The following is a 21383-nucleotide window of genomic DNA, read 5'->3' as shown; positions in this document are numbered from 1 at the left end:
CGTTTCCTTTCACGGCTGGCCTGCCGGATCATCGTCACCCGGCTTTCCCTCCGTATCCAGAACGTGGCCGCGCAGCGCCGTCAGCGCCTGGGCGAGCGCATCGGTGCTCTTCTTGTGCAGCGCGCCCGTTTGGTATTGCCAGTGGCACCAGGCCTCGTCGATCCGGCCCTTCTTCCGCCGCGGGTAGAGGGGGAAGAACTCGTAGCGATCCGGCAGGTGCTCGGCGCCGAGCTGCAACTCGATACAGCGGCGGATCTCCTGCTGGAGCGTGCCGCCGTCCGGCTGCCGCGCGCCGGTGAAGGCGAGCAACAGGTGGCGATGTTGACCGGACGTGCCTCCAACGGGCACGGCGAACACGGAGGTGCCGCGCAGTGAGGCGAGGGACTCCAGCGTCTCCATCACCTCGGCGGCGGGGTAGACGCGCCCCTCCCGCCGTGCGTTGCGCGTGCCACCGTAGAGGTACTGGCCATGGACGCGCGAGAGGATGACATAGGGGAGTGGCCGGTCCTTGTCGGGCAGCAGGGTGAAGAGGCCCACGTCGCCCGGTGCCTCCTGGCCACTGAGGTTGAGATCCTTCAGCGCCCAGCGGCGGCCCGGGGCCGGGGCCGCGTCGAGGTGGATGTCACCCACGCGTCGCGGGGAGCAGAGCACCGCGCCTCCAGCCGCCGCGTCGACGAGCACGTTGGAGGTGGGCACCGAGGACAGCCCGCACTGCTTCACCCACTCGCGCCAGCTCTGCCAGTCGAGCGGCTCCTCGGGGTTGCGGAACCAGTGGCCCACCTTCTCGAGCCGGGTGCGCGTCTTCAGCAGCACGTCACGCAGGGCCGGGGTGACGCCGAGCGCGCGCAGCGGGTGCTCCGTCAGCGGGGCGGGGTTCGTCTCGAGGTCGGCCGGCTCGAGGTGGAGGAAGGTGGCGCCGCGCAGCAGGGTGGCGAAGAGCAGGGCGGGCAGGTGCTGCAGCGGGTGGAAGCCGGGCGCGGCCAGGTGCTCGCCGGGGCCCAGGCCGAAGGTGAGCAGTCCATCCACCAGCGCCCCATGCCAGGCGTCGTCCGCGGTGAGGGGCACGGGGACGTCCGGTGGCTCCGCCAGCGGCGAGAAGAGGAGCCCCACCGGCTCGGCCGGCTTGTAGGTGTGCGAGGTGAAGGCGGGCGAGGCGTTGCCACGGCCGTGCAGCAGCAGCTTCTCGAAGTCCCCGAGCAGGAGCGCCTGGTGGGGCTCGGCGGCGATGTGCTCGGGGGCGAGCGCGGTGAGGCGGCGCGTGAGGAAGCCGCGGCCCTGGGGGGGCAGGATGCTGATGCAGGCGCCCAGGCCCAGCGCCGCCGCCAGCGAGACGAGCAGCTCGGGCCCCGGGTGGTAGAGCAGGCACACCCTCGCCCCGGGCTTCACGCCCTGCTGCGCCCACGTCGTGGCCCGCCGCGCCGCCTGTTCGTGGAGCTGGCGATAGCCGAGCGTCCGCCAGCCGTGTGCCTTGCTCCAGGTGCGCAGGGCGATGAGGTCCGTGTTCGCGTGGCGGGCGATCAGATCGTGGAAGAAGTCATGGTGCTGGCCGGGGCGGCTCTTGAGCGGCGGGCCCCGGCCCACGCTCGCGGTGGCCAGCGCGACGGCGAACCCTTCTGGATCGCCCCAGCTCTCCTGGAGCCAGGCCGGCACGCCCACGTCGGCGGAGCCCGTGCCGAGCTGCTCGAGAATCTTCCTCACGTCGAAGGGCATGGTCACCTACGGTACGGGCATCGCCGTCGCACCCGGGGGCGGCGCGGTGAGGATGAGCAGCTCCGCCCGGCGGTTCAGCCGGCGGCCCTCCTCGGTGGTGTTGGTGCTCGCGGGCCAGTCCGCGCCGAAGCCACGGAGCTGCAAGCGCTTCGCGGCCACGCCCCGATAGATGAGGTACTTGCGCACGGCCTTGGCGCGCAGCATCGACAGTGCCCGCCGGTACGCCACGCTGCCCTCGGCATCCGAGTGCCCCTCGATGAGCACGGTGGCGCTCTCCGGCAATTCCTGGAGGATCTGGGCCATTTGATCCAACAGCGGCAGCGAGTCCGGCAGCTTCGCGCTGCCCTGCTCGAAGAGCACCGTGCCGCGCAGCACGAGCCGCTCGGGCGAGCTCGGCTGGAAGGGCCGCGCCTCCCCCTCGTAGGGCTCCGGAGGCCCGGAGGAGCCGGTGCTTCCCTCCAGGGGCCTGGGGTCCGGCATCATCTTGTCCGGATCCTCGAGGGAGAGGGCGTTGAGCTCCCAGACGCTGACGGGCCTGGGGCCTCGCGCGTCCTCCTCTGCCTGGCGCATCGCCTGCCTCACGGCTTCCTGGAGCTGGAGCTGGCGGGCCGGGATCTCGTCGATGAACACGAGCCGGGGCGGCGGCTCCATCGTGTAGGTCAGGCCGGCCACCACGCGGAAGAGGGGCGTGCCCGGGAACAGGCCGAAGCCAGGGCCTCCCATGCCGAAGAGCTCCATTCCGGGGCGGATCTGGTAGCGCAGGCCGCCCATCACCTCCACCGAGGCCTGGGGGGACGTGGACGGGAGCGAGGCCCGCGCGGACAGCTCCCCGCGCAGCGGAGCCGTCACCGTGCTCAGCCCCAGGCCCACGCGGATCTCCGGGCCGGCGATCTCCTTCGCGCCCACGCTGGCACCGAGCGGTACGGAGGGGTGCAGCAGCACGCCCGCCTCGAGCGACGGCCGCACCTGACCCATCCGCCCGCCCAGCACCACCCGGGACAGGAAGCGCAGCCCCGGATCGCGGGACAGCGCATCCGCGCTCCCCACCGGAATTCCCAGCACCAGATCCATCGACAGGTCCACCGGCTGCTGGGCGCGCTGCGACAGCAGCCCCAGCCGCGCGTGGACCTGGGGCGTTCCGAGACCCTGCGGGGCGAGGGTGGTGAAGCCACCGATGCGCGGATCCTCGCCGCGCTGCCAGAGCACCACGGGGAGCTGGGCGCCCACCTCGAGCCAGGAGAACACGCCATAGGAGCCGGACAGCACCCCCACCACCCGATTCTTGACGATCTCCAGCTGCTGTTCCTCATCCAGCAGCCGCAGGGGCTGGTGTTGGTAGTTGCCCAGGAGCATCAGGCGCAGGCCGCCAATGGGCAGCGTCTCGCCGCTCCCCACCAACAGCGAGCCGAGCCCCGGGTTGGGATCCAGGCGCTCCAGCTCGAAGCCGGGCAGCGGCGTGGGCTCATCCTGCGTCCAGGCCGGGGATGCCGCCAGCACCGCGAGCGCCAGGAGCATCCGGGGAGAAGGTCGTGGGCACATGGAACGCGGGGTCCTCATCTCAACCCGCCTTCGACCGGCGCCGCGCACGCACGGACGCGAGCGCCAGCAGCGCCAATGCCAGCAGGCTTCCGTTGCCGCTGCTGTTGCACGTACACCCGCCGCCCTCCGCGTCGAGGCTGCGGCCCGTGCCGCTCACCGCGATCTGCACCTCGGGGTTCTCCTCTCCCTGGAGCGTCACCTGCAGGTTGCCCTCGCTCGGTCCCCCCTGCTTGGGGAGGAAGCTCACCGTGAAGGTGCTGGTCCCGCCCGCCGGGATGGCGGTGGCCAGCAACTCCTTGGCGTTCACCTGGAAGGCCTCGCTGTCGGACTGCACGCTCTGCACGAGCTGCGGCGAGGAGGACTGGTTGGTGAGGGTGATCGTCTTCGGCGCGCTCTGGGCACTGATCTCCACCCGGCCGAACTCCACGCTCATCGGCTCGACGATGAAGAGGCTCGACACCGCCTTGCCGGCCAGGGCCACCACCGACTTCTGGGGCTGGGTCGGTGTCGATTGGAAGGACAGAGAGGCCTCGGACACGGCCGCCACCGGCGAGATGTAGTTCACCTGGATGGTGGCGGATTCGCCCGGCCCGAGCGTGCTCTTGTCCAGTGGCTCGATGGAGAAGTGATCTTTCTGACGGCCCTCCAGCTCCGGAGGTTTGAGGGTGATCTCCTTGCTGCTGATGTTGACGAGGGTGAAGGTCCTCTGCTCGTCCGTGGCCGGTGCGCGCACCGTTCCGAAGTCCAGCCGGGCGATGGACGCCGAGAGCACGGAGGACACACCGAGGCCACGCAGCTCCACCTTTAGCGGTGCCGCTTGCGACGAGTCGCTGGAGATGGGGAGGGAGGCCAACACCTCGGCGTTGGCTGCCGGAGTGAAGGACACCTTCACCTGGAGGCTCTCCGCCGGCTTCACCAGGACCGGTGTCCCTGTTTCTGGAGAGACGACACTGAACTGGGACTTCCCGGCTCCCTCCGGCTTCTGGATGGTGACGGAGATCTCCTTGGAGCTGATGTTGGTGAGGGAGACGGTGCGCTGCGCGGGGTCGCCCACCAGCAGCGCGCCGAAGTCCAGGATGTTCTCCGAGAGCTGGAGCTCCTGGTTGATGCCGTCGCCGGTGATGGGCACCGTCACGCTCGGCTTCGACAGGTCGTCCGATTTCAGCACCAGCGTGGCGGAGAAGCGTCGCGTCTCGTCCGGGTTGAACGTCACCAGGAGCTGCGAGGAGCTCTTCGGCTGCACGATGATCGACTGGTTCTTCGGCTCCAGGAGGAATTTGCCCGGATCCACTCCGCTCAGGTCGGTGATGGTGAGCGTGAGCGCCCCATCGCCCTCGTTGATGACGTCGAGAGACCTGTCGGCGGGAGTTCCCACCAGCACACCCCCGAAGTTGATCGACGGCGACGAGATCTTCAATACCGGCGAGGTCCCCGTGCCGGTGAGATCGATCGACACCTCCTTGCTGCCCGGGTTGATGGCGGTGGTGAGGAAGGTGAGCCGGGCATTGCGCTCTCCCACCACACTGGGGAGGAAGCGCAGCTTGAAGTTGACGGTCTCGCCGCTCTTCACCACCTTCGGGAGTTGGTCATCGGGATCGAACTTGAAATCCCCCGTGGCGCTGGGGCCCGTTGATGCCGACGAGAAGATGAACGCGTTGATCGTGACCTCGGTGTCGCCCTCGTTCTTGATGAGGATGTCCTGCAGGGACGAGGGATCGGGCTCGGGATCCCTCACGATGGCCGAGCCGAACCGGAGCGGGTTCGACGTGAGCAGTACCAGCTGGGGCCCCACGCCCACGCCCGTGAGCGCCTGATTGACGTTGGGGTTCCCCGGGGCATCGGTTTCGAAGGTGAGGGTGCCCGAAGTTCGGCCGCGGGTGGTGGGGTTGAAGTTGACGTTGAACGTCCTGTCCTCGTTCGGCTCCAGGTCGATGTCGAGGCCACCGTCGGGGGGCGGCGGATCGATGGCATACTGGGCGCTGGTCTTGACGTTCAGGATCTTCAGCTTCGCGTTCCCGGTGTTGACGAGGCGGACGCTCTTCTGGTTCCCCGAGAGGCTTCCGATCTGCACCTCTCCGAAATCCAGGGTCACTCCCGCATCCACATCCAGTGTCGCTCGGCCTCCGATGCCAGTCCCCCTGAGGTCCAGGAGGGTGGGGCTCGTGCGGGCGTTGCTGTGGATCTGGATCGTTCCAACACCCGCGTCGGGGCCCAGCATCTCTGGCGTGAAGATCACCGAGAACTCGGCGGTGTTCCCCCCATCGGTGCCTCCATCGGCGCCCGCCACGTCGAGGATCTGTGAGATCTGGAGCCCGTCGACCCTGTAGGCGGCCGGAACCTCGATCTTGGAAATCTGCAGCGGGGCCGTGCCAGTGTTGGTGAGGGTGGCGGTCAAGGTGGCGGGCTCTCCCATCCGCTGCGGCCCGAAGTCGAGCTGGGCCGGCCACAGCGCTGCTTCCGCCCGGATGCCATTGCCTCGAAGGGTGAGCAATGCCTTGGGGGTTACGCGCGAATCCGAGTTGATCGTGAGGGATCTGTTGATGGTTCCCGTCGTGGTGGGATTGAAGAACACCTGGAATTCGGTGCCCGCGTCCGCCTTGACCACCTGATTCGCGCTCAATCCAGAGTAGGTGAACGGAGCGCCGGGTTCATCGATGCTCCTGATGGTGAGGTCGGCGTTGCCCGTGTTGATGAGTCGAACCACCATCGGACTGCTGGGCGAGCCCACCTGCAGATCCTTGAAGTCGGCGATGTTGGGGCTGAACACCATCTCCGAGCCCAGGCCGTTGCCCTCCAGTGGCACCCTCACGACGCCGTCCGCGGTCGCGATGTTGAGGTCCCGGGTGGCCAGGCCGATCGTGGTGGGGCTGAAGGTCAATTTCAGGGAGAGGGAACTGATTCCACCATCGCTGCCCCCGTCCGCATCGCCCGCGCTGTTCTGCCCCGAGAGCACGAACGGAAGCTTCTGGCTGATCGACTCCAGCTTGAAGGGAGGGGAGGTATCGATCGCGTCGATCTGAACCGAGTCGGTGCCGACGTTGGAGAGGAGGAGCGAGAACTCCGTGCTGGTGGTGGTCACCGGATGGTTACCGAAGTCCACCTTCGTGGGCGAGGGCTCCAACTTGGCGCCGATGCCAATACCGCTCAGCTTCAGCACCCGGGGCCCACTGTACGCGTCGGACTCGATGAGGAGATCCGTGTTCCTCAGACCCAGGTTGGTGGGCGTGAACTCGACCTGGAACTCGATGTCTTCGTGCGCCTCCACCGTGGTCCCGGCGTTCAATCCCAGGATCTTGAACGGCACATCATCCACCCCGGCATCCGAGGAGGAGGTCGGGGAGAGGGTGTATCTGGAGATCGTGAGGCGGTCCTCTCCCGGATTCTCGAGGCGCACGGTGATCCAGTCGCTCTGGCCCACCTTCCGATTTCCGAAGTTCACGAAGGAAGGATTGAGCGAGATGTCCGGAGCGACGCCCCTGCCCGTGAGCGTGATCTCATGCGGGCCTCCAGTGGCATCCGACAGCACGGAGAGCGTCTCCGAGTAGGAGGTGAGTCTGTCGGGGGTGAATTCCACCTCGAAAGAGAGGGGGGGGCTCCCGGAAGCGAGGCTCAGCGGCAGTCCGAGCCCGGCGAGATTCCTGATTTTGAAGGGGGGCGCCACCACCAGGTTGTTGATCCGGACCGGCCCGGTGCCGATGTTGCGGACGGTCGCGGTTTGAACGCCGGTGGTTTTGTACCGTTGGTCGCCGAACTTCATCCCCGCCGCCGGGTCGAGCGCGATCAGTCCGGTGGTTCCCGTGCCCCGCAGCGTGATGACGATGGGCGAGGTGGGGGCGTTGCTCGGAATGGAGAGCTCGCCCGTGTACGACGTGCCGCTGTCGGGCGCGAAGTGGACCAGGAATTCGGTGCTCTTCCCTGGTTCGAGCGTGCTCGGCAGGCTCCCGACCCTGAAGGGGGCGTTGATCGTGGGTCTGCCCAGAGTGAGCGTGCCCGCCCCGGGATTGCTGAGGGTGACCGGCAGCGAGTTGTCGGTCCCGATCCGCTTCTCGCCGAACTCGAGTGACTTGGGGTCCGCCTCGATACCGGCCTGCACTCCATTGCCCCGGAGCTCCACTTCGATTTCCGGATAGGTGGGATCGGTGGTGATGAGCTTCAGCGTGCCCGTGGCGAGATCCTTGGCCGTGGGCGTGAACATCACCGGGATGTTCGTCGTTTCGCCGGGATCCAGCTCGAGCGGAGGAGAGAACCTGGCGCTGTCCCAGTCGAAAGGCCCGGTGACGATGACGTCGGTAATGGGGAGAGAGGCCTCGGCAGCGCTGCTGTTGGTGATGGAGACGTTCTTGGAGGTACTCGGGGTCCCCACGAGCTGGTTGCCGAAATCGAGCCCGGTGGTGGGGCTCACCGTGATGTCAGGAGCGATGCCCCTGCCGGACAGGCTCACGGAGGTCGGGGAGGAGGCGGCATTGCTCTTGAGGGTGAGGGTGCCCCTGGCATCGCCCTTGACGGTGGGGCTGAAGCTCAACTGGATCTCCTGCTGGCGGCCCGGTTGCACCGTGAAGAAGGTGGGCGAACTGGGGTCGAGCGCGAAGGTGCCGCCGTCGGGGGGGCCGGTGGTGGAGGTGACGGTGACGCCGTTGACGATGAGCTCGGCGGTCCCTCTGTTGGCGATCATCACCTTCTGGAACGTGCTGGATGTCCCCACGCGCTGATTGCCGAAGGAGAAGGGAGAGGGGCTCGGCGAGATGACGGGCGCGGGAGAGGTGCCCGCGTCGGAGGAGGTGCCCGCGTCGGAGGAGGTGCCCGCGTCGGAGGAGGTGCCCGCGTCGGAGGAGGTGCCCGCGTCGGAGGAGGTGCCCGCGTCGGAGGAGGTGCCCGCGTCGCCCGCCAGCGCATCGCCGCGCTCCTGCGAGGGCCATGCCGTATCGTCCGTGCGCGGCTCCTCCGACGTACAGGCGGTGAACAAGCCCAGGCAGCTGAGGAGGGCCAGGAGATTCAGTCGGATCATCACGTTTTCCCCTCTCCCAGAGTCGAGGGAGCGGCTCCAGCTCAATCTCCGGAGCCTAAGAGGGAGCCCCGGGAGCGCCAGTTTTCCGACACTCGGGAATCGACGGGTGACCCTCGCTCGAGGGGCTCGCCTCGACGGCATGAAGCCGCCGTGGACGGGTGATGAGAACCGGGGCTCCGGGCGCTCAAAGCATGGCGGTATTGGCTTCCAGGCCGAGCAGCACGCTGCCAATGAGCTCCAGGGTGGGCGGAGCCACCATGGCGTGCTGTGTCGCTACATGGATGTCGCGCATGCATCGCTGCAAGGGATTGGAGCGATAGACGGCCGCGCCTCCCGCCGCCTCGTACATCCGGTCCACCACGCGCGCGGAGCTCCGCATGGCGTGGGTATAGGCCAGCCGCAGCTCCGCCCGGTGGCGCAGGGTGACCTCGCGGCGCGTGGCGGCCTCGTAGGTGGCGTTCACCGTCTCCAACAGGAAGGCACGTGCGGCGCGCAGGGTGGCCTCGGCCTCGGCCACGGCTTCCTGCACCGCCGGCCGGGTGGCGATGGCGTGGCGGCCGAGCGGCATGATCTTCTTCTTGTGCGCCAGCTCCGTCAGCTCATCGATGGCGCGGCGGGCGATGCCGAGCCCGACGGCCGGCAGGCCCAGCCCCAGCAGCCCGAAGGCGGGGAGGCCGTAGAGCGGCCGATCGACACGCGGGCGCTCCGTGACGAGTGACAGGCCGCGATCGGCGGGCACGAAGACGTCCCGCACCTCCATGTCGCCGCTGCCCGTGCCGCACAGGCCCGTGGCATGCCAGGTGTCGTGCAGCGTCACGTCCTCGATGGGGAAGAGGAGCACGCGCGTCTCGGGGATTCCCTCGCGCACCATGCGGGGGGCGCCATCCTTCGTCACCACCACGCCTCCCGTCAGCCAGCGGCAGTTCTGGCTGCCACTCGCCCAGGACCAGCGCCCGGTGACGCGGTAGCCGCCCTCGACGAGCTCGGCGCGTCCCTGGGGGGCGGCCACTCCTCCGGTGATGACGTCCGGGGCTCCGTAGATGGCGCGCGCCGCCGGCTCGGGCAGCCAGGCCGAGCACATGGCGGTGAGCGCGCCGATCATGACGCACCAGCCCGTCGAGCCATCCGCTCGCGAGAGCTCCTCGACGGCCTCGATGACGAGGGCGGGGTGGAGCTCGAAGCCGCCGTAGGCCTCGGGCACCACCATGCGGAAGAGCCCGGCCTCGGCCAGCTCGCGGGCGAGATCGGCCGGCAACCTGCGGGCTGTTTCGATTTCCTCGGAGCGGGCAGTCACCCTGGGGGCGAGCTGTCGTGCGGCGGTGAGCACCGGGTGCTCTCCAGGCGTCTTCACGGCGGGGGAAGCGGGAAGGGTCATGCGGCGAGCGTACGGGGCCTGGAACCGGGCACGCCAGTGGAGTCTCGAGGGTGAACGGCCCGAGACGGGACGTGTTGCGATGCCGCGCTGCTTTTTCCAGTGTCGTTAGGGGGGCACGACATGCGCATCTTCGCCAGGGGGTCTCACTTCGCCGGCATGAAGCCGCCGTGGAAGGTGATGGGGAATGCGTGCTCGAACCACGCCTTCGCCAGCGGCTCCGCTCCGGGGTCGCGCGCGTCCAGCACCGCCACGTGCGTCTGGCCGCTCGGCGCGTCGTACACCTGGGTCAGCACGTAACCATCGTCTTCCTGGGTGGCCCCCGCGCGCGGCACGAACACCGGCTCCGTGGCGTACTGCTCCCCGCCGAGCCCGAAGCGCTCCTCCCGGCCCGTCGCCATGTCCATCTTCGCCAGCGCGTCGAACGGGCCGCTCAGCGCCGCCGGCCCCGAGTGCACCGCCTGGTAGAGATAACGATGCTCGCGCGCCTGCACCGAGGGCGATACGCGGGGGTACTCGGAGGACACCGCCGAGCGCTCCTCGGTGCGGAAGGCGCGCGCCTTCAGGTCCACCGTCGCCCGGTGCAGCCGGCCCCCCACGTTGGGCGAGGGCACTCCGCGCGGCAGCTCGCGCAGCCACGTGTTGATGCCGAAGTCCGGGAAGCGCACGTAGTCCACCACGAGGCTCCCGTCCTGCTCGTATGCATTGGCGAAGTGCCACGTGAAGAAGGGCTCCGTCTCGATGCGCACCGGGTTCGCCAGATCGTCGATGGGGATGACCAGCACCTCCGTTCCCAGCTCCGGCCGCCACTCCAGGTTCTCCGAGTACGCCCCCAGCCCCAGGAGCATCCGGAAGACCTTCAGCCGCAGCGGCGTCACGAAGAAGATCAGGTGGCGCTCGGTGGCGATGTAGTCGTGGATCATCGTCGGCCCGGGCAGCGGCACCTGGCCCATATGTCTCACGGCCCCGCCGTCCGGCATCTCGTACAGCTCCAGCGTGGTGACGCGGCCGAACCGCATGCCGAAGTTGTACGTCGCCCTACGTGCCGGCACCCGGTGTGGATGCGCGGAGAAGTTGCTCACGATGACGCCCAGGTTCGTCTCGCCCAGGACGTGCAGATCCTCCGGGGAGAGCTCCGTGGGCACGCTCCCCTCGAACAGCGCGAAGATCCGCCCGTTCCACGCCATCACCGAGGTGTTCGCCGCGTTCTTGTTCCCGCCGCGCCCCGTCAGCTTCATCCACGGGGGAATGCTCGTGCCGTAGTTGCTGTGGGTGATCCTGCCCGCCTCGCGCTCGGCCAGGATGCTCCGTGTCTCGATCCGCCGTGCCGCCCCCTGTGCGCCGCTCCCGTCGAAGCGCACCGCCAGGATGCCGCCGTCCCCGTCGAACCAGTGCCCGTAGCGCTGCGTGCCCACCCCGAAGCTCACCGGGCCCACCCGCATCAGCGTGCCCCGCAGATCCTCCGGCGGCTTCCCCTCCACCCGGAGCGGTTGGAAGCCGTGGTCCCGCGTGAAGTCACGGAAGGCCCCACGCCAGCCGGGCTGCGCGGGGGAGGAACGCTTCGTCGCCGTGCTCGTCATCTCGTGTGTCCTCCGGTTCGGGCCGCCCCTGGGAAGCCCCCTGCCCACCAGCAAGATGTAGACACCGAAGTTTCCGGTGTCAACATTGGAAGTTGACGGTGATTACATGTTGCGCGCGAATGCCCGTTGAGCGAGGAGGGTGGCATGGCCACCCGAGGTACCCGGAAGAAGACGGCGGACAAGCCGCACTACCACCATGGCGATCTGCGCCGGGCGCTGTTGGACGCCTCGCTGGCGCTCATCTCCGAGGAGGGCTTCGGGGCCCTGTCCCTGCGCGAGGTGGCCCGGCGGGCCGGGGTGACGCACGCGGCGCCGTACCGTCATTTCGCGGACAAGGAGGCGCTGCTGGTGGCGGTGGCCGAGGAGGGCTTCCGCGTCATGACGGCCCGGATGAAGGAGCGCATGGCCCGGGAGACGACACCCGAGGGGCGGCTGCGCGCCTGCGGCGTGGCCTATGTGCTCTTCGCCATGGAGCACCCCTCGCACTTCCGGGTGATGTTCGGCCCGCACTTCACCCAGCCGCCGCAGTTGGGCCCGCCCGGTGGGGACACCGATGCATTCGGTCTGCTGGTGGACTCCATCACCGAGGGCCTGCGGGCCGGCGTGTTCCGCGAGGGCGAGCCCCCGGTGCTCGCGCTGACGTGCTGGTCCCTGGTGCACGGGCTGGGCTCGCTGCTGGTGGACCGGAAGCTGGAGTTCGCGGGCGTCACCACCGTCGCGCAGGCGGAGGCGCTGGCCGAGGCGCACACGCGTGTGTTGCTGCAAGGGCTGGTGCGCGCAACGAGCGATTGACCGGAGGTGAGTCTCGGCTAGTTTGAGCACCCATGGCCAACCCACCCGAGACCGAGCCCACCGAGAAGCGCGTCCGAGCCCGGGAGCTCGGCATTCCACTGGGCCGCTTCAAGCCAGGCCGGCACAACGCCATCACCGACGTGGAGGGCGTGCTCGTCGGGCACAGCACCATCATCCGGGGCGAGGGGCCGCTGCGGCCCGGCCACGGGCCCGTGCGCACCGGAGTCACCGCCATCCTGCCCAACCGGGGCAACATCTTCATGGAGCGCATGAACGGCGGAGGCTTCGTGCTCAACGGGGCCGGCGAGGTGGCCGGCATGACGCAGCTCATGGAGTGGGGCCTGGTGGAGACGCCCATGCTCCTCACCAACACCATGTCCGTGGGCGCGGTGTCCGACGCGGTGGCCCGCCACATGGTGGAGAAGTATCCGGGCATCGGCGACGAGCACGACGTCATCATCCCCATCGTCGGCGAGTGCGACGACAGTTACCTCAACGACATCGCCGGCCGGCACGTGCGCGCCGAGCACGTCTTCGAGGCCATCCGCAATGCCTCGGACGGCCCGGTGGCCGAGGGCAACGTGGGGGGCGGCACGGGCATGGTGACGTGCGACTTCAAGGGGGGCATTGGCACCTCCTCGCGCAAGCTCCCCGAGGCCCTGGGCGGCTACACCCTGGGCGTGCTGGTGATGTCCAACTTCGGGAAGATGCACAACCTGCGCGTGGGCGGCCTGCCGGTGGGCGAGGTGCTCGCGGAGAAGTTCAAGGGCTCGCCCCGGCGCGGGCAGACGTACGGCTCCATCATCGCGGTGGTGGCCACGGACGCACCGTTGCTCAGCCATCAGATCAACCGCCTGTGCAAGCGCGTGGCGCTGGGCATCGGCCGGGTGGGCAGCTACGCGGCGCACGGCTCGGGGGAGATCGTCGTGGGCTTCTCCACCGCCAACATCATCCCGCGGCGCACCCAGAAGATGGTCTACAAGCTGAAGATCCTCCTGGATCAGCGCCTGGATCCTCTCTACGAGGCGGTGATGGAGGCCACCGAGGAGGCCATCCTCAACGCCATGTGCATGGCCACCTCCATGAAGGGGGTGAACGACAACGTCGTCCCGGCGCTGCCGTTGGACGAGGTGCGGCGCTTCGTGCAGGCCTGCCGGCCCATCTTCGCCTCGGTGAAGAAGCGCCCCCAGCAGACGAGCGCACCGGTGGCCCTGGACAAGCCGGCGGACGTGGACAAGGAGGGCGAGGTGACGGCCGGGAAGGTGCTCCCCACCGAGGTCCGGGGGGCGGAAGGCATCCCTTACCCCACACGTCCCGCCCCGGATGACATCGAGGACTCCTCTTCCGGGGGAAGTTCTGGTACTTAGGCGCCTTTCGTCTGTCCTACCTGCATCAGGAGACACCTCCATGGCCCGTAGCAAGAGCAAGCACCGCCGCGTTCAGCACAAGATCCGTCAGAAGTGGAAGCGCCAGTTCAAGCGCAAGGCGGCGAAGGCGGCCGAGGGCGAGAAGAAGTAGTTCTCGCTGCTTGCCTCGTCGGACCCGCTCCGCCGGAGCACGCCCGCCTGCCTACTGGCGGGTCGCCGTGAAGGGGCGGGTCACCGAGCATCGCCGGGTGGTCCCGGACGATGTGCTCGAGAAGTTCCCCTGCCAGTCCCCCACCAGTCTGGGCACGCCGCCGTCGCCGACCGCCGGGACGTAGCTGCCGGAGAGGCTCGCCGACTCGGGCCCGCTGGTGCCTCCATCCGTCTGGACGGAGCGGAAGCCGATCAGGTTGAAGTCATTTGTCGGGTAGAGCGTGCCGCGGAGCGTCAGCCCGTCCAGCGCGGCGGTCACGTCGCTGTCCTGACGGCTCACCTCCAGAGGCCCCTCGGGCAACTCCACCGTCACCCCACCGCAGGAAGCGGGAGTCGTTCCCTGCTCGAGCTCCAGGGTGTAGCGGCCCTCGATGGGGGCGCACTGGGAGCACCCGGGTGAAAAGCCGCCGCCACAGGCGGAGGCGGTCAGGGTCAGGGTTCCCATTGTGATGAGGGAGAAGGTGGGGAACCGGAAGCGTCCAGAAGTCATGGATCATCTACCTGGGAGAGAGTGCGCGGACTTCCCGTGAGGAAGTGACGTTCCTACGTTTTGTCACGTCCTGGGCGGGCGTGTGGTGGTGGGGTGGGGGTGGGGGCGTGACGGGTTTCGACACCAAGCGGTGGTCCAATCTTATCTTCGCCGGGCTGTTCGCCCTGGCGTTGATCCTCTTCTCGAGGATTCTTCTTCCGTTCCTGATGCCGGTGCTGCTGGGAGGCTTCCTGGTGGTGCTGTTCCTGCCGCTCCAGGATCTCCTGTTCCGCACCCGGCTGAGGGCCTGGCCGTCGCTGTGCGCGGGCCTGTCCACGCTGGCCATCTTCCTGCTCATCCTGGTGCCCCTGTCGGTGGTGGGGTGGCTGGTGGTGCGCGAGGTGTTGGGGATGATGGAGCACGGCCAGGAGCTGCTCGACCGGGTGGATCTGCGGCAGCTGCTCGCCACGAACCTGCCGCGCGGGCTGCGGCGCTACGTGCCGGCGAACCTGGAGGGATCGCAGACGGAGCAGGCGCTGGTGGGGGCCATGGCCAGCGGGGCCTCGGTGCTCAGCGGGTTGCTGGGGGCCGGCACGGCGCTGATCATCGATTTGTTCCTGATGATGGTGGCCATGTACTACTTCTTCCTGGATGGCCGCCGCCTGTGGACCGAGGCCACGCAGCTCATCCCGCTGGACAAGCGCTACATCCAGGCGTTCGCGCAGGAGTTCACCGACGTGGCGCACGCCATCATCTACGGCAACACCATCACCGCGCTGGTGCAGGGGACGCTGGGGATGGTGGGGCTGATGCTGGCGAAGGTGCCGCACGCGGGGGTGTGGGGCGCGGCCATGGTGCTGGTGGCGATGGTGCCGGTGGGGGGCACGGCGCTCGTCTGGGGGCCCATTGGCGTGGTGCTGCTGCTGGCCGGCAAGGTGAACGAGGGCGTCTTCCTGCTGGCCTGGGGGGCCTTCGTGGTGGGCAGCATCGACAACGTCATCCGGCCGAAGCTGTGCGGCTCGAGGATGACGCTCCACCCGCTGCTCGTCTTCCTGTCCATGTTCGGCGGGCTGGCGGTGTTCGGGATGATGGGGCTGCTGGTGGGGCCGCTCATCGCGTCCCTCTTCATGGCCATGGTGCGCATCTACCGCCGCGACTTCCTGAAGCTCCAGCCCGTGGTGCTGATGCCTGGGTCCGAACCCTCGTCCCTGTCGGTCCCCGCGCCCGTGGTCGCGCAGCAGTCGGTGGTCGGGCCCACGCCCTCGGTGGTCGAGGGCTGACGACGCTCTCGAGTCTGGACAAGGGCCCGCGCGCTGGGTGAGGCTGCCGGGCATCCATGAAGGCCTCCGGACGCTGGATGTGTCGATGGGGCGGCGCGGCATTGGCCCTGGCCCTGATGCTCACCTCACAGGTGGCGCTCGCCGAGCGCGTTGCCGTCTCGACGCTCGAGGGAGACAAGAGCTATCGGCTTCGGGCGCAGGTGACGGCGGCGCTGCGCAAGACGCGCAAGGTGCAGGTGTCGCCCCCCGCGGCGTGGGGAATGGCGGCCGGGAAGCTGGGACTGAAGGGCCCCGCCATGGTGGGACCCGAGGCGATGTCCCGCCTGGCACCGAAGCTCAAGGTGGATGCCGTCCTCACGGGCTCGGTGGTGCGTGACTCCTTCAATGCCCGCCTCGTCGCGAGGGATGGCCGGGAGCTGTGGTCCGGGCGCTACCCGCTCAAGAAGGGGCTGCTCCCGCCCCAGGCGGCGAAGAAGCTCGCCCTGGCCGTGGCCGAGGCGATGAAGGCGGCGAAGCGGGCCCCGCCCCCGCCCGAGCTACCGCCCACGCCGCCCGAGCCCGTGGCGAAGGCCCCGCCCGAGCCATCACCCGCGCCCCAGGTGGTGCAGCCGGCCCCCGAGCCTCCCGTGGTGGCCCGGGCGGAGCCGGTGCCCCAGGCGTCGAAGGAGAAGCCGGCGCCGGTCGCCGAGGAGCCGCTACCCCGGGCGCCGAGCGCCTCCGGGACGAAGCTCGCCGCCAGGTGGGTGGAACTGGACGACGAATCGCACACCTACACCCCGGAGTTCGCGGGCAGCGGTGGAGGTTTCCCCCTGGCCGAGGATGCCCAGGCCCCGGAGGAGGGGACGTCGGCCCGGGGCCTGTTCCCGCCGAGGGCGCGGGTGTTGCTCGGGGCGGCGGTGACGTGGCGCAGGTACTGCGCGCGGCCGGGAGTGGCGTCGTGCGCGGCGTACGACGCGCTGCCCGAGGAGCAGCAGGTGGGGGACATCGCGGACTTCAACTCGAACGCGCCGTACGCGGGGCTGGCGGTGGAGGCGGAGGTGTTCCCCCTGTCGCACTGGCCGTCGCTGCTGCGCGGCGTGGGGCTCACGCTGGGCTACCATCGCGGCTTCGCGCGGACGACGGTGACGGTGTCGACGCCCGTCGGCTCGACGCCCGAGCGCGAGGTGTACGCGACGGACACGGACTACGAGGCCATGCTCGCGTACCGCTACTTCTTCGACCTGGGGAATCAGGGGGCGCCGCAGTGGGGCTACGCGGGGTTGCGGCTGGGGGCGCACGGCCGGGAGTTCGACGTGGACGAGGCGGTGGAGTCGCCGCTGCCGGTGACGCACCGTTTCTACCCGGTGGTGGCGCTGGACGCGTCGGTGCCGCTGATGCGCTCGGTGCGCATCGTGGGCTCGGGCCAGTTCTTCCTCCTGCCGACCCCCGGGCATTCGCTGGGCGGTGATGAGGACGGCTCGCTCGTCGCGGAGGTGCGCGACTACGGCACGTCGGTGTCGACCCTCGGCTGGGCGGCGGAGCTGGGCCTGGCGGGCGACATCTGGGGCCCCTTCGGCTTCTCCGCGCGCTTCCGGCTGGAGCACTACGTGGATCGCTTCGAGGGGCAGGGCACCCGGCGCGGCTGGACGGCCGGAGGCGTGGCCGAGGACACCTTCTCCAGCATCCTCGCGGGCGTCACCGCCTCCTGGTGAGGTCCGGGCGCCTCACACCGAGATGAGGCCCTTGCGGATGCCCTCCGTGACGGCCTCCACGCGGTTGGTGACCTCGAGCTTGCGGTAGATGTGCTCGAGGTGGGTGCGGATGGTGGCCTTGGAGAGGTTGAGCAGCCGGGCCGCCTCGCTGTTGGACACGCCCTTGGCGATGAGCTGGAGCAGCTCCGTCTCGCGGTTGGACAGCGGCTTGCTCGGGGGCTCGTCGGCCGCGGCGGTGGGTGGCGGCTCGGGAGTTGCGGGAGCCGGGGGCAGGGGCTCGGTGGGCACGGGGCTGGGATCTGGCTCCACGCGGAAGTGGCGCAGCAGCCGGCGCGCCAGGCTGGGCTGGATGACGGTGCCGCCGGCGCGCACCTCCTTGATGGCCTCGATGATCTTGTCCGCGGGCGTGCCCTTGAGCAGGTAGCCCGAGGCGCCGGCCTTCACCGCCTCGAGGACTTTGTCCTCCTCGTCGAAGATGGTGAAGATGAGGATCTCCACCTGGGGCCACTGTGCCTTGACGTGGCGGGTGACGTCGATGCCACTCATGCGCGGCAGGCCCAGGTCCAGCAGGAGCACGTCCGGGGTGGCCCGGGCCACCTCCTCGAGCGCGGCCTCGCCGGACAGCGCGGTGCCGACGATCTCGATGTCCTGGTGGTTCTCGAGCAGGCGGAGCTGGTTCTTGAGGATGCGCGTCTGGTCCTCGACGACGAAGACGCGGATGGGGGAGGACGCGAGCTCTTCGGTCATGGGCTGGAGGGGAGGGAGAAGGAGACGCGGGTGCCGTTACCCGGCGCCGAGTCCACGATGAGGGTGCCGCCGAGCTTCATGGCCCGCTCGCGCATGTTGAGCAGGCCGTAATGGCCGCGGGGAGTCTGCCGCGGATCGAATCCCTTGCCGTCGTCGTTGACGCTGAGGTGCACCCGGTCCTGATCGTAGTCGAGCTTCACCCGCACCTGCCGGGGGGCGGCGTGCTTGACGGCGTTGGAGAGGCTCTCCTGGAGGATGCGGAAGAGGGCGAGCTGGGCGTCCGGGGACAGCTTCTGGGGCAGGCCGCTGCGCTCGAAGCGGATGTCCACCTGGGTGCGCTCGTGGAACGTCTTCACGTAGTCCTCGAGCCCCTGGGTGAGCTCGAAGTCCTCGCGCATCATCTGCAGGTTGCGGCGCAGCTCCTCGATGGACTCCTCGGCGGTGCTCTTGAGCTCCTGGATCTCCGCGCGCAGGGAGTCGTCCTTCGCCATGCCCAGGAGGTACTCGGCCTGGATGATCATCGAGGAGAGCGAGGCGCCCAGGCCATCGTGGATCTCCCGCGCCAGCCGGTTGCGCTCCTCCACCACGGCGATCTCCTTGAGGTCACCCTGCAGCTCCACCACCTCACGGTGGGCGGTGGCCTCGCGCTCGTTCAGGTACACCAGCACGTAGATGATGATGAAGTTGAGCGCCGAGTACCACAGCAGGGTGAGCACCTCGACGGCGGTGACCTCGCGCTCCAGGAGCAGATCCAGCCGCGCGGTGATGGGCAGCGTCAGCATGGAGGGGAGGATCGCCAGCGGCTTGGGGAAGAGGATGGCGAACAGGGCGGTGAAGAGCAGCTGCGTGCCGAGCAGCGGGCTCTGCAGACCTCCGCCGACCTGGGGCTTGTTGATGAGCACCACCACGATGGTCAGGTCGAGGCACAGGGTGATGTAGGTCACCCACCGGCCGGCCTTGGGATGATCGATCACCAGGAAGTTCGCGACGCTGTAGAGCAGCATCGTGAAGTAGCCGGCGAAGGCGAGGGTGCCCTGGAAGCCGAAGTAGAGGGACCACCGGGGGACGGCGAGGATGAGCAGGCCCAGGGTGAGGAACATGAGCCGCGCGTAGAAGAGGGCGCGGGCACGGGCCACGAAGCGATCCTGCTCCCAGGAGGCGGCGGCCTGCTCGGCGGAGACGCTGTCGGTCAGCTTGCGTCGCTCGAGCACCTGGCGCACGCGGGCGCGCCGGTGCGAGTCGGGATTGTCTTCGTCGAGCGAGAGGGCGGGTTCCATCTGGCCGGCGAGCTTAAGGGACCTGCCGGGTTTTCGGGAATCCCATCCTCTGGCGGGACGCCTGCCCCCCTGGTCGCGGGGGGCGGCGAGGGGGAGGGACTATTGGGCGCTCTTGTCGGCGCAGGCCTTGCGGGCCTCGGGCTGACGCGAGAAGACGTACTCGAGCCGGTCGCGGCTCTCGCCGGTGGCCTCGTTGAAGAGCGGGGTGCCGCCCGCGTACATGGTGCCCTCGGGGTGGCCGTAGGTGTCGAGCTTGCGCTCCTGGAGCCAGCGGTCCACGCAGGCCTCCACCGCCGCGCGGTTGCCGCCCTGGGCCTGGGTGCCCGAGTCGGCGGTGCCCGAGTCGGCGGTGCCCGGGTTGGTGGGCGTTGCGCCGGAGAGGGCGGCCCCGGTCGAGCCGGTCTGTCCGGCATCACGGTAGGAGGGGTTGTCCGCCGGCGGGTTGGGGCTCTCCCCGGTCTTCTTGGGGCAACCGGTGGCCAGGAGGGCGAAGGTGATCAATGCGAGCGCGTGTCTCATGGGTCCTCAGGGGGAAGGGTAGGGGCTCCGGAGCGGGTGCGCGGGTGTGAGGGACGACGGAGCGGGGCGGGAAGATATTCGGTCGGTGTGGGCGGCGTGCGGCTTTTCGCCGGGCCGGGTTGACGGCCAACGGGGGCTCGGCGAGGGTCACGTGCCATGGCCACGGTTCGAATTCCCACGTCCCTGAGGAGCTTCACGGGGAACAAGGGCGAGGTCCGCGTCGCGGGCGCCACGGTGGGCGAGGTGCTGATCAACCTGGAGAAGGCGCACCCGGGGATCGGCGCGCGCGTGCTCGACGACAAGGGCGCGGTGCGGCGCTACGTCAACGTGTTCCTCAATGACGAGGACATCCGGTTCCTCGGGGAGCTGGCCACGCCGGTGGCGGACGGAGACCGCATCACCCTGATCCCCGCCATCGCCGGAGGGTAGGGGCACGGGTGAGCCCCGCGCTGCCAGAAGATCTCTCGGAGGTCGCCCGACACCTGGAGTCGTCCTATCCGCGGGAAGGCTGTGGGGTGCTGCTGCGCGCGGGACGGGAGGGCCCCTGGCGGGTCCGCCCCTTGGGCAACGCTCATGCCACGCCCAGGACCGCCTACGCCTTCGAGCCGCGCGAGTGGCTCGCCGTCCTGCTGGAGGCCGAATCCCGCGGCGAGCACGTGGCGTGTGTGTTCCACTCGCATGTGGACAGCAGTGCGGATTTCTCCGACGAGGACCGCCATCAGGCGGCACCGGACGGACATCCGCTGCTTCCCGGCGTTTCCTACCTCGTGATGGCTGTCCACTCCGGGTGTGTCAGGGATACGAGAATTTTCTGGTGGGAACGTGGAGAATTCAGGGGATTTCGCGTTTCGCGGGGTTCTTGAATCATCCAACCCTTGGAAATCCCTTGAGAAGACGGGCACCTGGCCGCCTGTCCCCCCTACCTGCGGAAAGGTGGGCACGAATTGTCAAACGACGTGATTTTCGTCTATAACGCCCCCGACTTTTGATCTGCCGCGCTCTTGGGGGGCACGGAGTTGAAGCCCCCGGAAGGCGCAGGGAGTTTGGGACCCGTATGGCGCAGATGACTGGTTTTACCGTTTGGCTGACCGGCATGTCCGGTACCGGCAAGAGTACGATGGCTGCCTACATCGCGGCCCGGCTCCGGCAGGTCGATCGCAACGTGGAAATCCTCGATGAGAACGAGCTCGAGGGTGCTCTGTGGCAGGGCATGGGAGACAGCAAGGACGAGCGCAATACGCTCGTGCGCCGGCTGGGTTTCGTGGCGGGTCTGCTCACGCGCAACAACGTGGCGGTGCTGGTTCCCTGCGTGAGCCCCTACAAGGCGGCCCGTGAGGAGAATCGCCGGACGATCGGCCGTTACATCGAGGTGTACGTGGACTGCCCGACCGAGAAGCTCATCGAGCGGGACAGCACGGGGCGCTACAAGAAGGCGCTGAGCGGGGAGATCCCCAACTTCATCGGCATCACCGAGCCGTATGAGCCGCCGGCCTCGGCCGAGGTGGTGATCCACTCGGATCAGGAGAGCGTGGAGGAGGGGGCGGGGAAGATCTTCCAGTCGCTGCTGGACCTCGGGTACGTGACGTCCGAGGAGCTGAAGATCATCACGGGCAAGAAGATGAAGGCGCAGCCGCCCACGAAGACGCCGGTGACGCGGGTGTCGTCGGCGAAGCCGGCCAAGGCGGCGAAGACGGCGGCCAAGGCGGGCAAGGGTGCCAAGGCGCGTCCGGCGGCGCGGGCGGCCCGGGTGGCCAAGCCGGCCAAGAAGGCGGCGGCGACCAAGCGCAAGGCCCGCTAGCCGGGCTTGCCTCTTCCTTTCGAGGGA

Annotated in this window: 17 protein-coding genes; 8 read left to right on the top strand and 9 right to left on the bottom strand. The window is 68.9% G+C overall.

What is annotated here, in order from left to right; genetic code table 11:
• Positions 1–9: 9 nt before the first annotated feature.
• The 5 genes from JQX13_RS44065 to JQX13_RS44045 all read right to left on the bottom strand — a co-directional run bounded on the left by JQX13_RS44065 (position 10) and on the right by JQX13_RS44045 (position 11206).
• Positions 10–1710 (bottom strand): AMP-binding protein, encoded by a 1701-nt coding sequence (locus JQX13_RS44065; RefSeq protein WP_203405397.1) that lies wholly within the window; start codon positions 1708–1710, stop codon positions 10–12.
• A gap of 6 nt (positions 1711–1716) precedes the next feature.
• Positions 1717–3249, bottom strand: a complete 1533-nt coding sequence (locus JQX13_RS44060) for an OmpA family protein (RefSeq protein ID WP_203405396.1) — start codon at positions 3247–3249, stop codon at positions 1717–1719.
• A gap of 19 nt (positions 3250–3268) precedes the next feature.
• On the bottom strand, positions 3269–8254 hold the full coding sequence (locus tag JQX13_RS44055; protein ID WP_239015482.1) for a choice-of-anchor D domain-containing protein: 4986 nt from the start codon (positions 8252–8254) through the stop codon (positions 3269–3271).
• A gap of 184 nt (positions 8255–8438) precedes the next feature.
• Positions 8439–9629 (bottom strand): acyl-CoA dehydrogenase family protein, encoded by a 1191-nt coding sequence (locus JQX13_RS44050; protein WP_203405394.1) that lies wholly within the window; start codon positions 9627–9629, stop codon positions 8439–8441.
• 143 nt (positions 9630–9772) lie between these two features.
• Entirely contained in the window at positions 9773–11206 is a 1434-nt protein-coding gene (locus JQX13_RS44045; protein ID WP_203405393.1) for a carotenoid oxygenase family protein, read from the bottom strand.
• A 144-nt stretch (positions 11207–11350) separates the two neighbouring features.
• Between JQX13_RS44045 and JQX13_RS44040 the strand changes: the two genes are divergently transcribed.
• The 3 genes from JQX13_RS44040 to JQX13_RS44030 are packed head-to-tail and all read left to right on the top strand — an operon-like array spanning position 11351 to position 13516.
• Complete coding sequence (locus JQX13_RS44040) at positions 11351–11998, top strand: TetR/AcrR family transcriptional regulator (RefSeq protein WP_203405392.1); 648 nt, start codon at positions 11351–11353, stop codon at positions 11996–11998.
• Positions 11999–12030: 32 nt separating this feature from the next.
• Positions 12031–13365 carry a P1 family peptidase gene (locus JQX13_RS44035; protein ID WP_203405391.1) on the top strand — a complete coding sequence of 445 codons (1335 nt, stop codon included), beginning with the start codon at positions 12031–12033 and terminating at the stop codon, positions 13363–13365.
• 40 nt (positions 13366–13405) lie between these two features.
• Positions 13406–13516 (top strand): aminopeptidase, encoded by a 111-nt coding sequence (locus JQX13_RS44030; RefSeq protein WP_203405390.1) that lies wholly within the window; start codon positions 13406–13408, stop codon positions 13514–13516.
• A 51-nt stretch (positions 13517–13567) separates the two neighbouring features.
• Here the strand turns inward: JQX13_RS44030 and JQX13_RS44025 are convergent, their stop codons facing one another.
• Positions 13568–14065 (bottom strand): hypothetical protein, encoded by a 498-nt coding sequence (locus JQX13_RS44025; protein ID WP_203405389.1) that lies wholly within the window; start codon positions 14063–14065, stop codon positions 13568–13570.
• Between the two features lie 107 nt (positions 14066–14172).
• Here JQX13_RS44025 and JQX13_RS44020 point away from each other — a divergent pair, with 107 nt between their 5' ends.
• Together JQX13_RS44020 and JQX13_RS44015 are read left to right on the top strand one after the other, a co-directional pair.
• Entirely contained in the window at positions 14173–15324 is a 1152-nt protein-coding gene (locus JQX13_RS44020) for an AI-2E family transporter (RefSeq protein ID WP_203405388.1), read from the top strand.
• 56 nt (positions 15325–15380) lie between these two features.
• Positions 15381–17015 (top strand): hypothetical protein, encoded by a 1635-nt coding sequence (locus JQX13_RS44015; protein ID WP_203405387.1) that lies wholly within the window; start codon positions 15381–15383, stop codon positions 17013–17015.
• Positions 17016–17027: 12 nt separating this feature from the next.
• Here the strand turns inward: JQX13_RS44015 and JQX13_RS44010 are convergent, their stop codons facing one another.
• From JQX13_RS44010 to JQX13_RS44000, 3 genes are all read right to left on the bottom strand, one after another.
• Complete coding sequence (locus JQX13_RS44010) at positions 17028–17762, bottom strand: response regulator transcription factor (protein ID WP_203405386.1); 735 nt, start codon at positions 17760–17762, stop codon at positions 17028–17030.
• Positions 17759–19039, bottom strand: a complete 1281-nt coding sequence (locus JQX13_RS44005; protein WP_203405385.1) for a sensor histidine kinase — start codon at positions 19037–19039, stop codon at positions 17759–17761. The genes JQX13_RS44010 and JQX13_RS44005 overlap by 4 nt, the downstream gene beginning before the upstream one ends.
• 99 nt (positions 19040–19138) lie before the next feature.
• Positions 19139–19558: a hypothetical protein gene (locus JQX13_RS44000; RefSeq protein WP_203405384.1), complete on the bottom strand. Its 420-nt coding sequence runs from the start codon at positions 19556–19558 to the stop codon at positions 19139–19141.
• Between the two features lie 156 nt (positions 19559–19714).
• On the opposite strand from JQX13_RS44000, the gene JQX13_RS43995 reads away from it, so the two are divergent.
• The 3 genes from JQX13_RS43995 (at position 19715) to cysC (ending at position 21356) form a co-directional block, all read left to right on the top strand.
• The gene (locus JQX13_RS43995; protein WP_203405383.1) at positions 19715–19987 is read left to right on the top strand and encodes a ubiquitin-like small modifier protein 1; all 273 of its coding nucleotides are present in this window, start codon (positions 19715–19717) and stop codon (positions 19985–19987) included.
• An 8-nt stretch (positions 19988–19995) separates the two neighbouring features.
• On the top strand, positions 19996–20421 hold the full coding sequence (locus tag JQX13_RS43990) for a Mov34/MPN/PAD-1 family protein (protein ID WP_203405382.1): 426 nt from the start codon (positions 19996–19998) through the stop codon (positions 20419–20421).
• 191 nt (positions 20422–20612) lie between these two features.
• Positions 20613–21356 carry an adenylyl-sulfate kinase gene (gene cysC, locus JQX13_RS43985; RefSeq protein WP_203405381.1) on the top strand — a complete coding sequence of 248 codons (744 nt, stop codon included), beginning with the start codon at positions 20613–20615 and terminating at the stop codon, positions 21354–21356.
• Positions 21357–21383: the final 27 nt, after the last annotated feature.

It is taken from the genome of Archangium violaceum (assembly GCF_016859125.1).
GTDB lineage: Bacteria > Myxococcota > Myxococcia > Myxococcales > Myxococcaceae > Archangium > Archangium violaceum_A.
Note: the sequence above shows the minus strand (reverse complement) of the source record. Positions and strands in the feature narration are given on the sequence as shown.

Bases quoted from the DNA above. Each gene is read 5' to 3' on its own strand.
- JQX13_RS44065 (WP_203405397.1), bottom strand. From the start codon at position 1,710: ATGCCCTTCGACGTGAGGAAGATTCTCGAGCAGCTCGGCACGGGCTCC.
- JQX13_RS44060 (WP_203405396.1), bottom strand. From the start codon at position 3,249: ATGTGCCCACGACCTTCTCCCCGGATGCTCCTGGCGCTCGCGGTGCTG.
- JQX13_RS44055 (WP_239015482.1), bottom strand. From the start codon at position 8,254: ATGATCCGACTGAATCTCCTGGCCCTCCTCAGCTGCCTGGGCTTGTTC.
- JQX13_RS44050 (WP_203405394.1), bottom strand. From the start codon at position 9,629: ATGACCCTTCCCGCTTCCCCCGCCGTGAAGACGCCTGGAGAGCACCCG.
- JQX13_RS44045 (WP_203405393.1), bottom strand. From the start codon at position 11,206: ATGACGAGCACGGCGACGAAGCGTTCCTCCCCCGCGCAGCCCGGCTGG.
- JQX13_RS44040 (WP_203405392.1), top strand. From the start codon at position 11,351: ATGGCCACCCGAGGTACCCGGAAGAAGACGGCGGACAAGCCGCACTAC.
- JQX13_RS44035 (WP_203405391.1), top strand. From the start codon at position 12,031: ATGGCCAACCCACCCGAGACCGAGCCCACCGAGAAGCGCGTCCGAGCC.
- JQX13_RS44030 (WP_203405390.1), top strand. From the start codon at position 13,406: ATGGCCCGTAGCAAGAGCAAGCACCGCCGCGTTCAGCACAAGATCCGT.
- JQX13_RS44025 (WP_203405389.1), bottom strand. From the start codon at position 14,065: ATGACTTCTGGACGCTTCCGGTTCCCCACCTTCTCCCTCATCACAATG.
- JQX13_RS44015 (WP_203405387.1), top strand. From the start codon at position 15,381: ATGAAGGCCTCCGGACGCTGGATGTGTCGATGGGGCGGCGCGGCATTG.
- JQX13_RS44010 (WP_203405386.1), bottom strand. From the start codon at position 17,762: ATGACCGAAGAGCTCGCGTCCTCCCCCATCCGCGTCTTCGTCGTCGAG.
- JQX13_RS44005 (WP_203405385.1), bottom strand. From the start codon at position 19,039: ATGGAACCCGCCCTCTCGCTCGACGAAGACAATCCCGACTCGCACCGG.
- JQX13_RS44000 (WP_203405384.1), bottom strand. From the start codon at position 19,558: ATGAGACACGCGCTCGCATTGATCACCTTCGCCCTCCTGGCCACCGGT.
- JQX13_RS43995 (WP_203405383.1), top strand. From the start codon at position 19,715: ATGGCCACGGTTCGAATTCCCACGTCCCTGAGGAGCTTCACGGGGAAC.
- cysC (WP_203405381.1), top strand. From the start codon at position 20,613: ATGGCGCAGATGACTGGTTTTACCGTTTGGCTGACCGGCATGTCCGGT.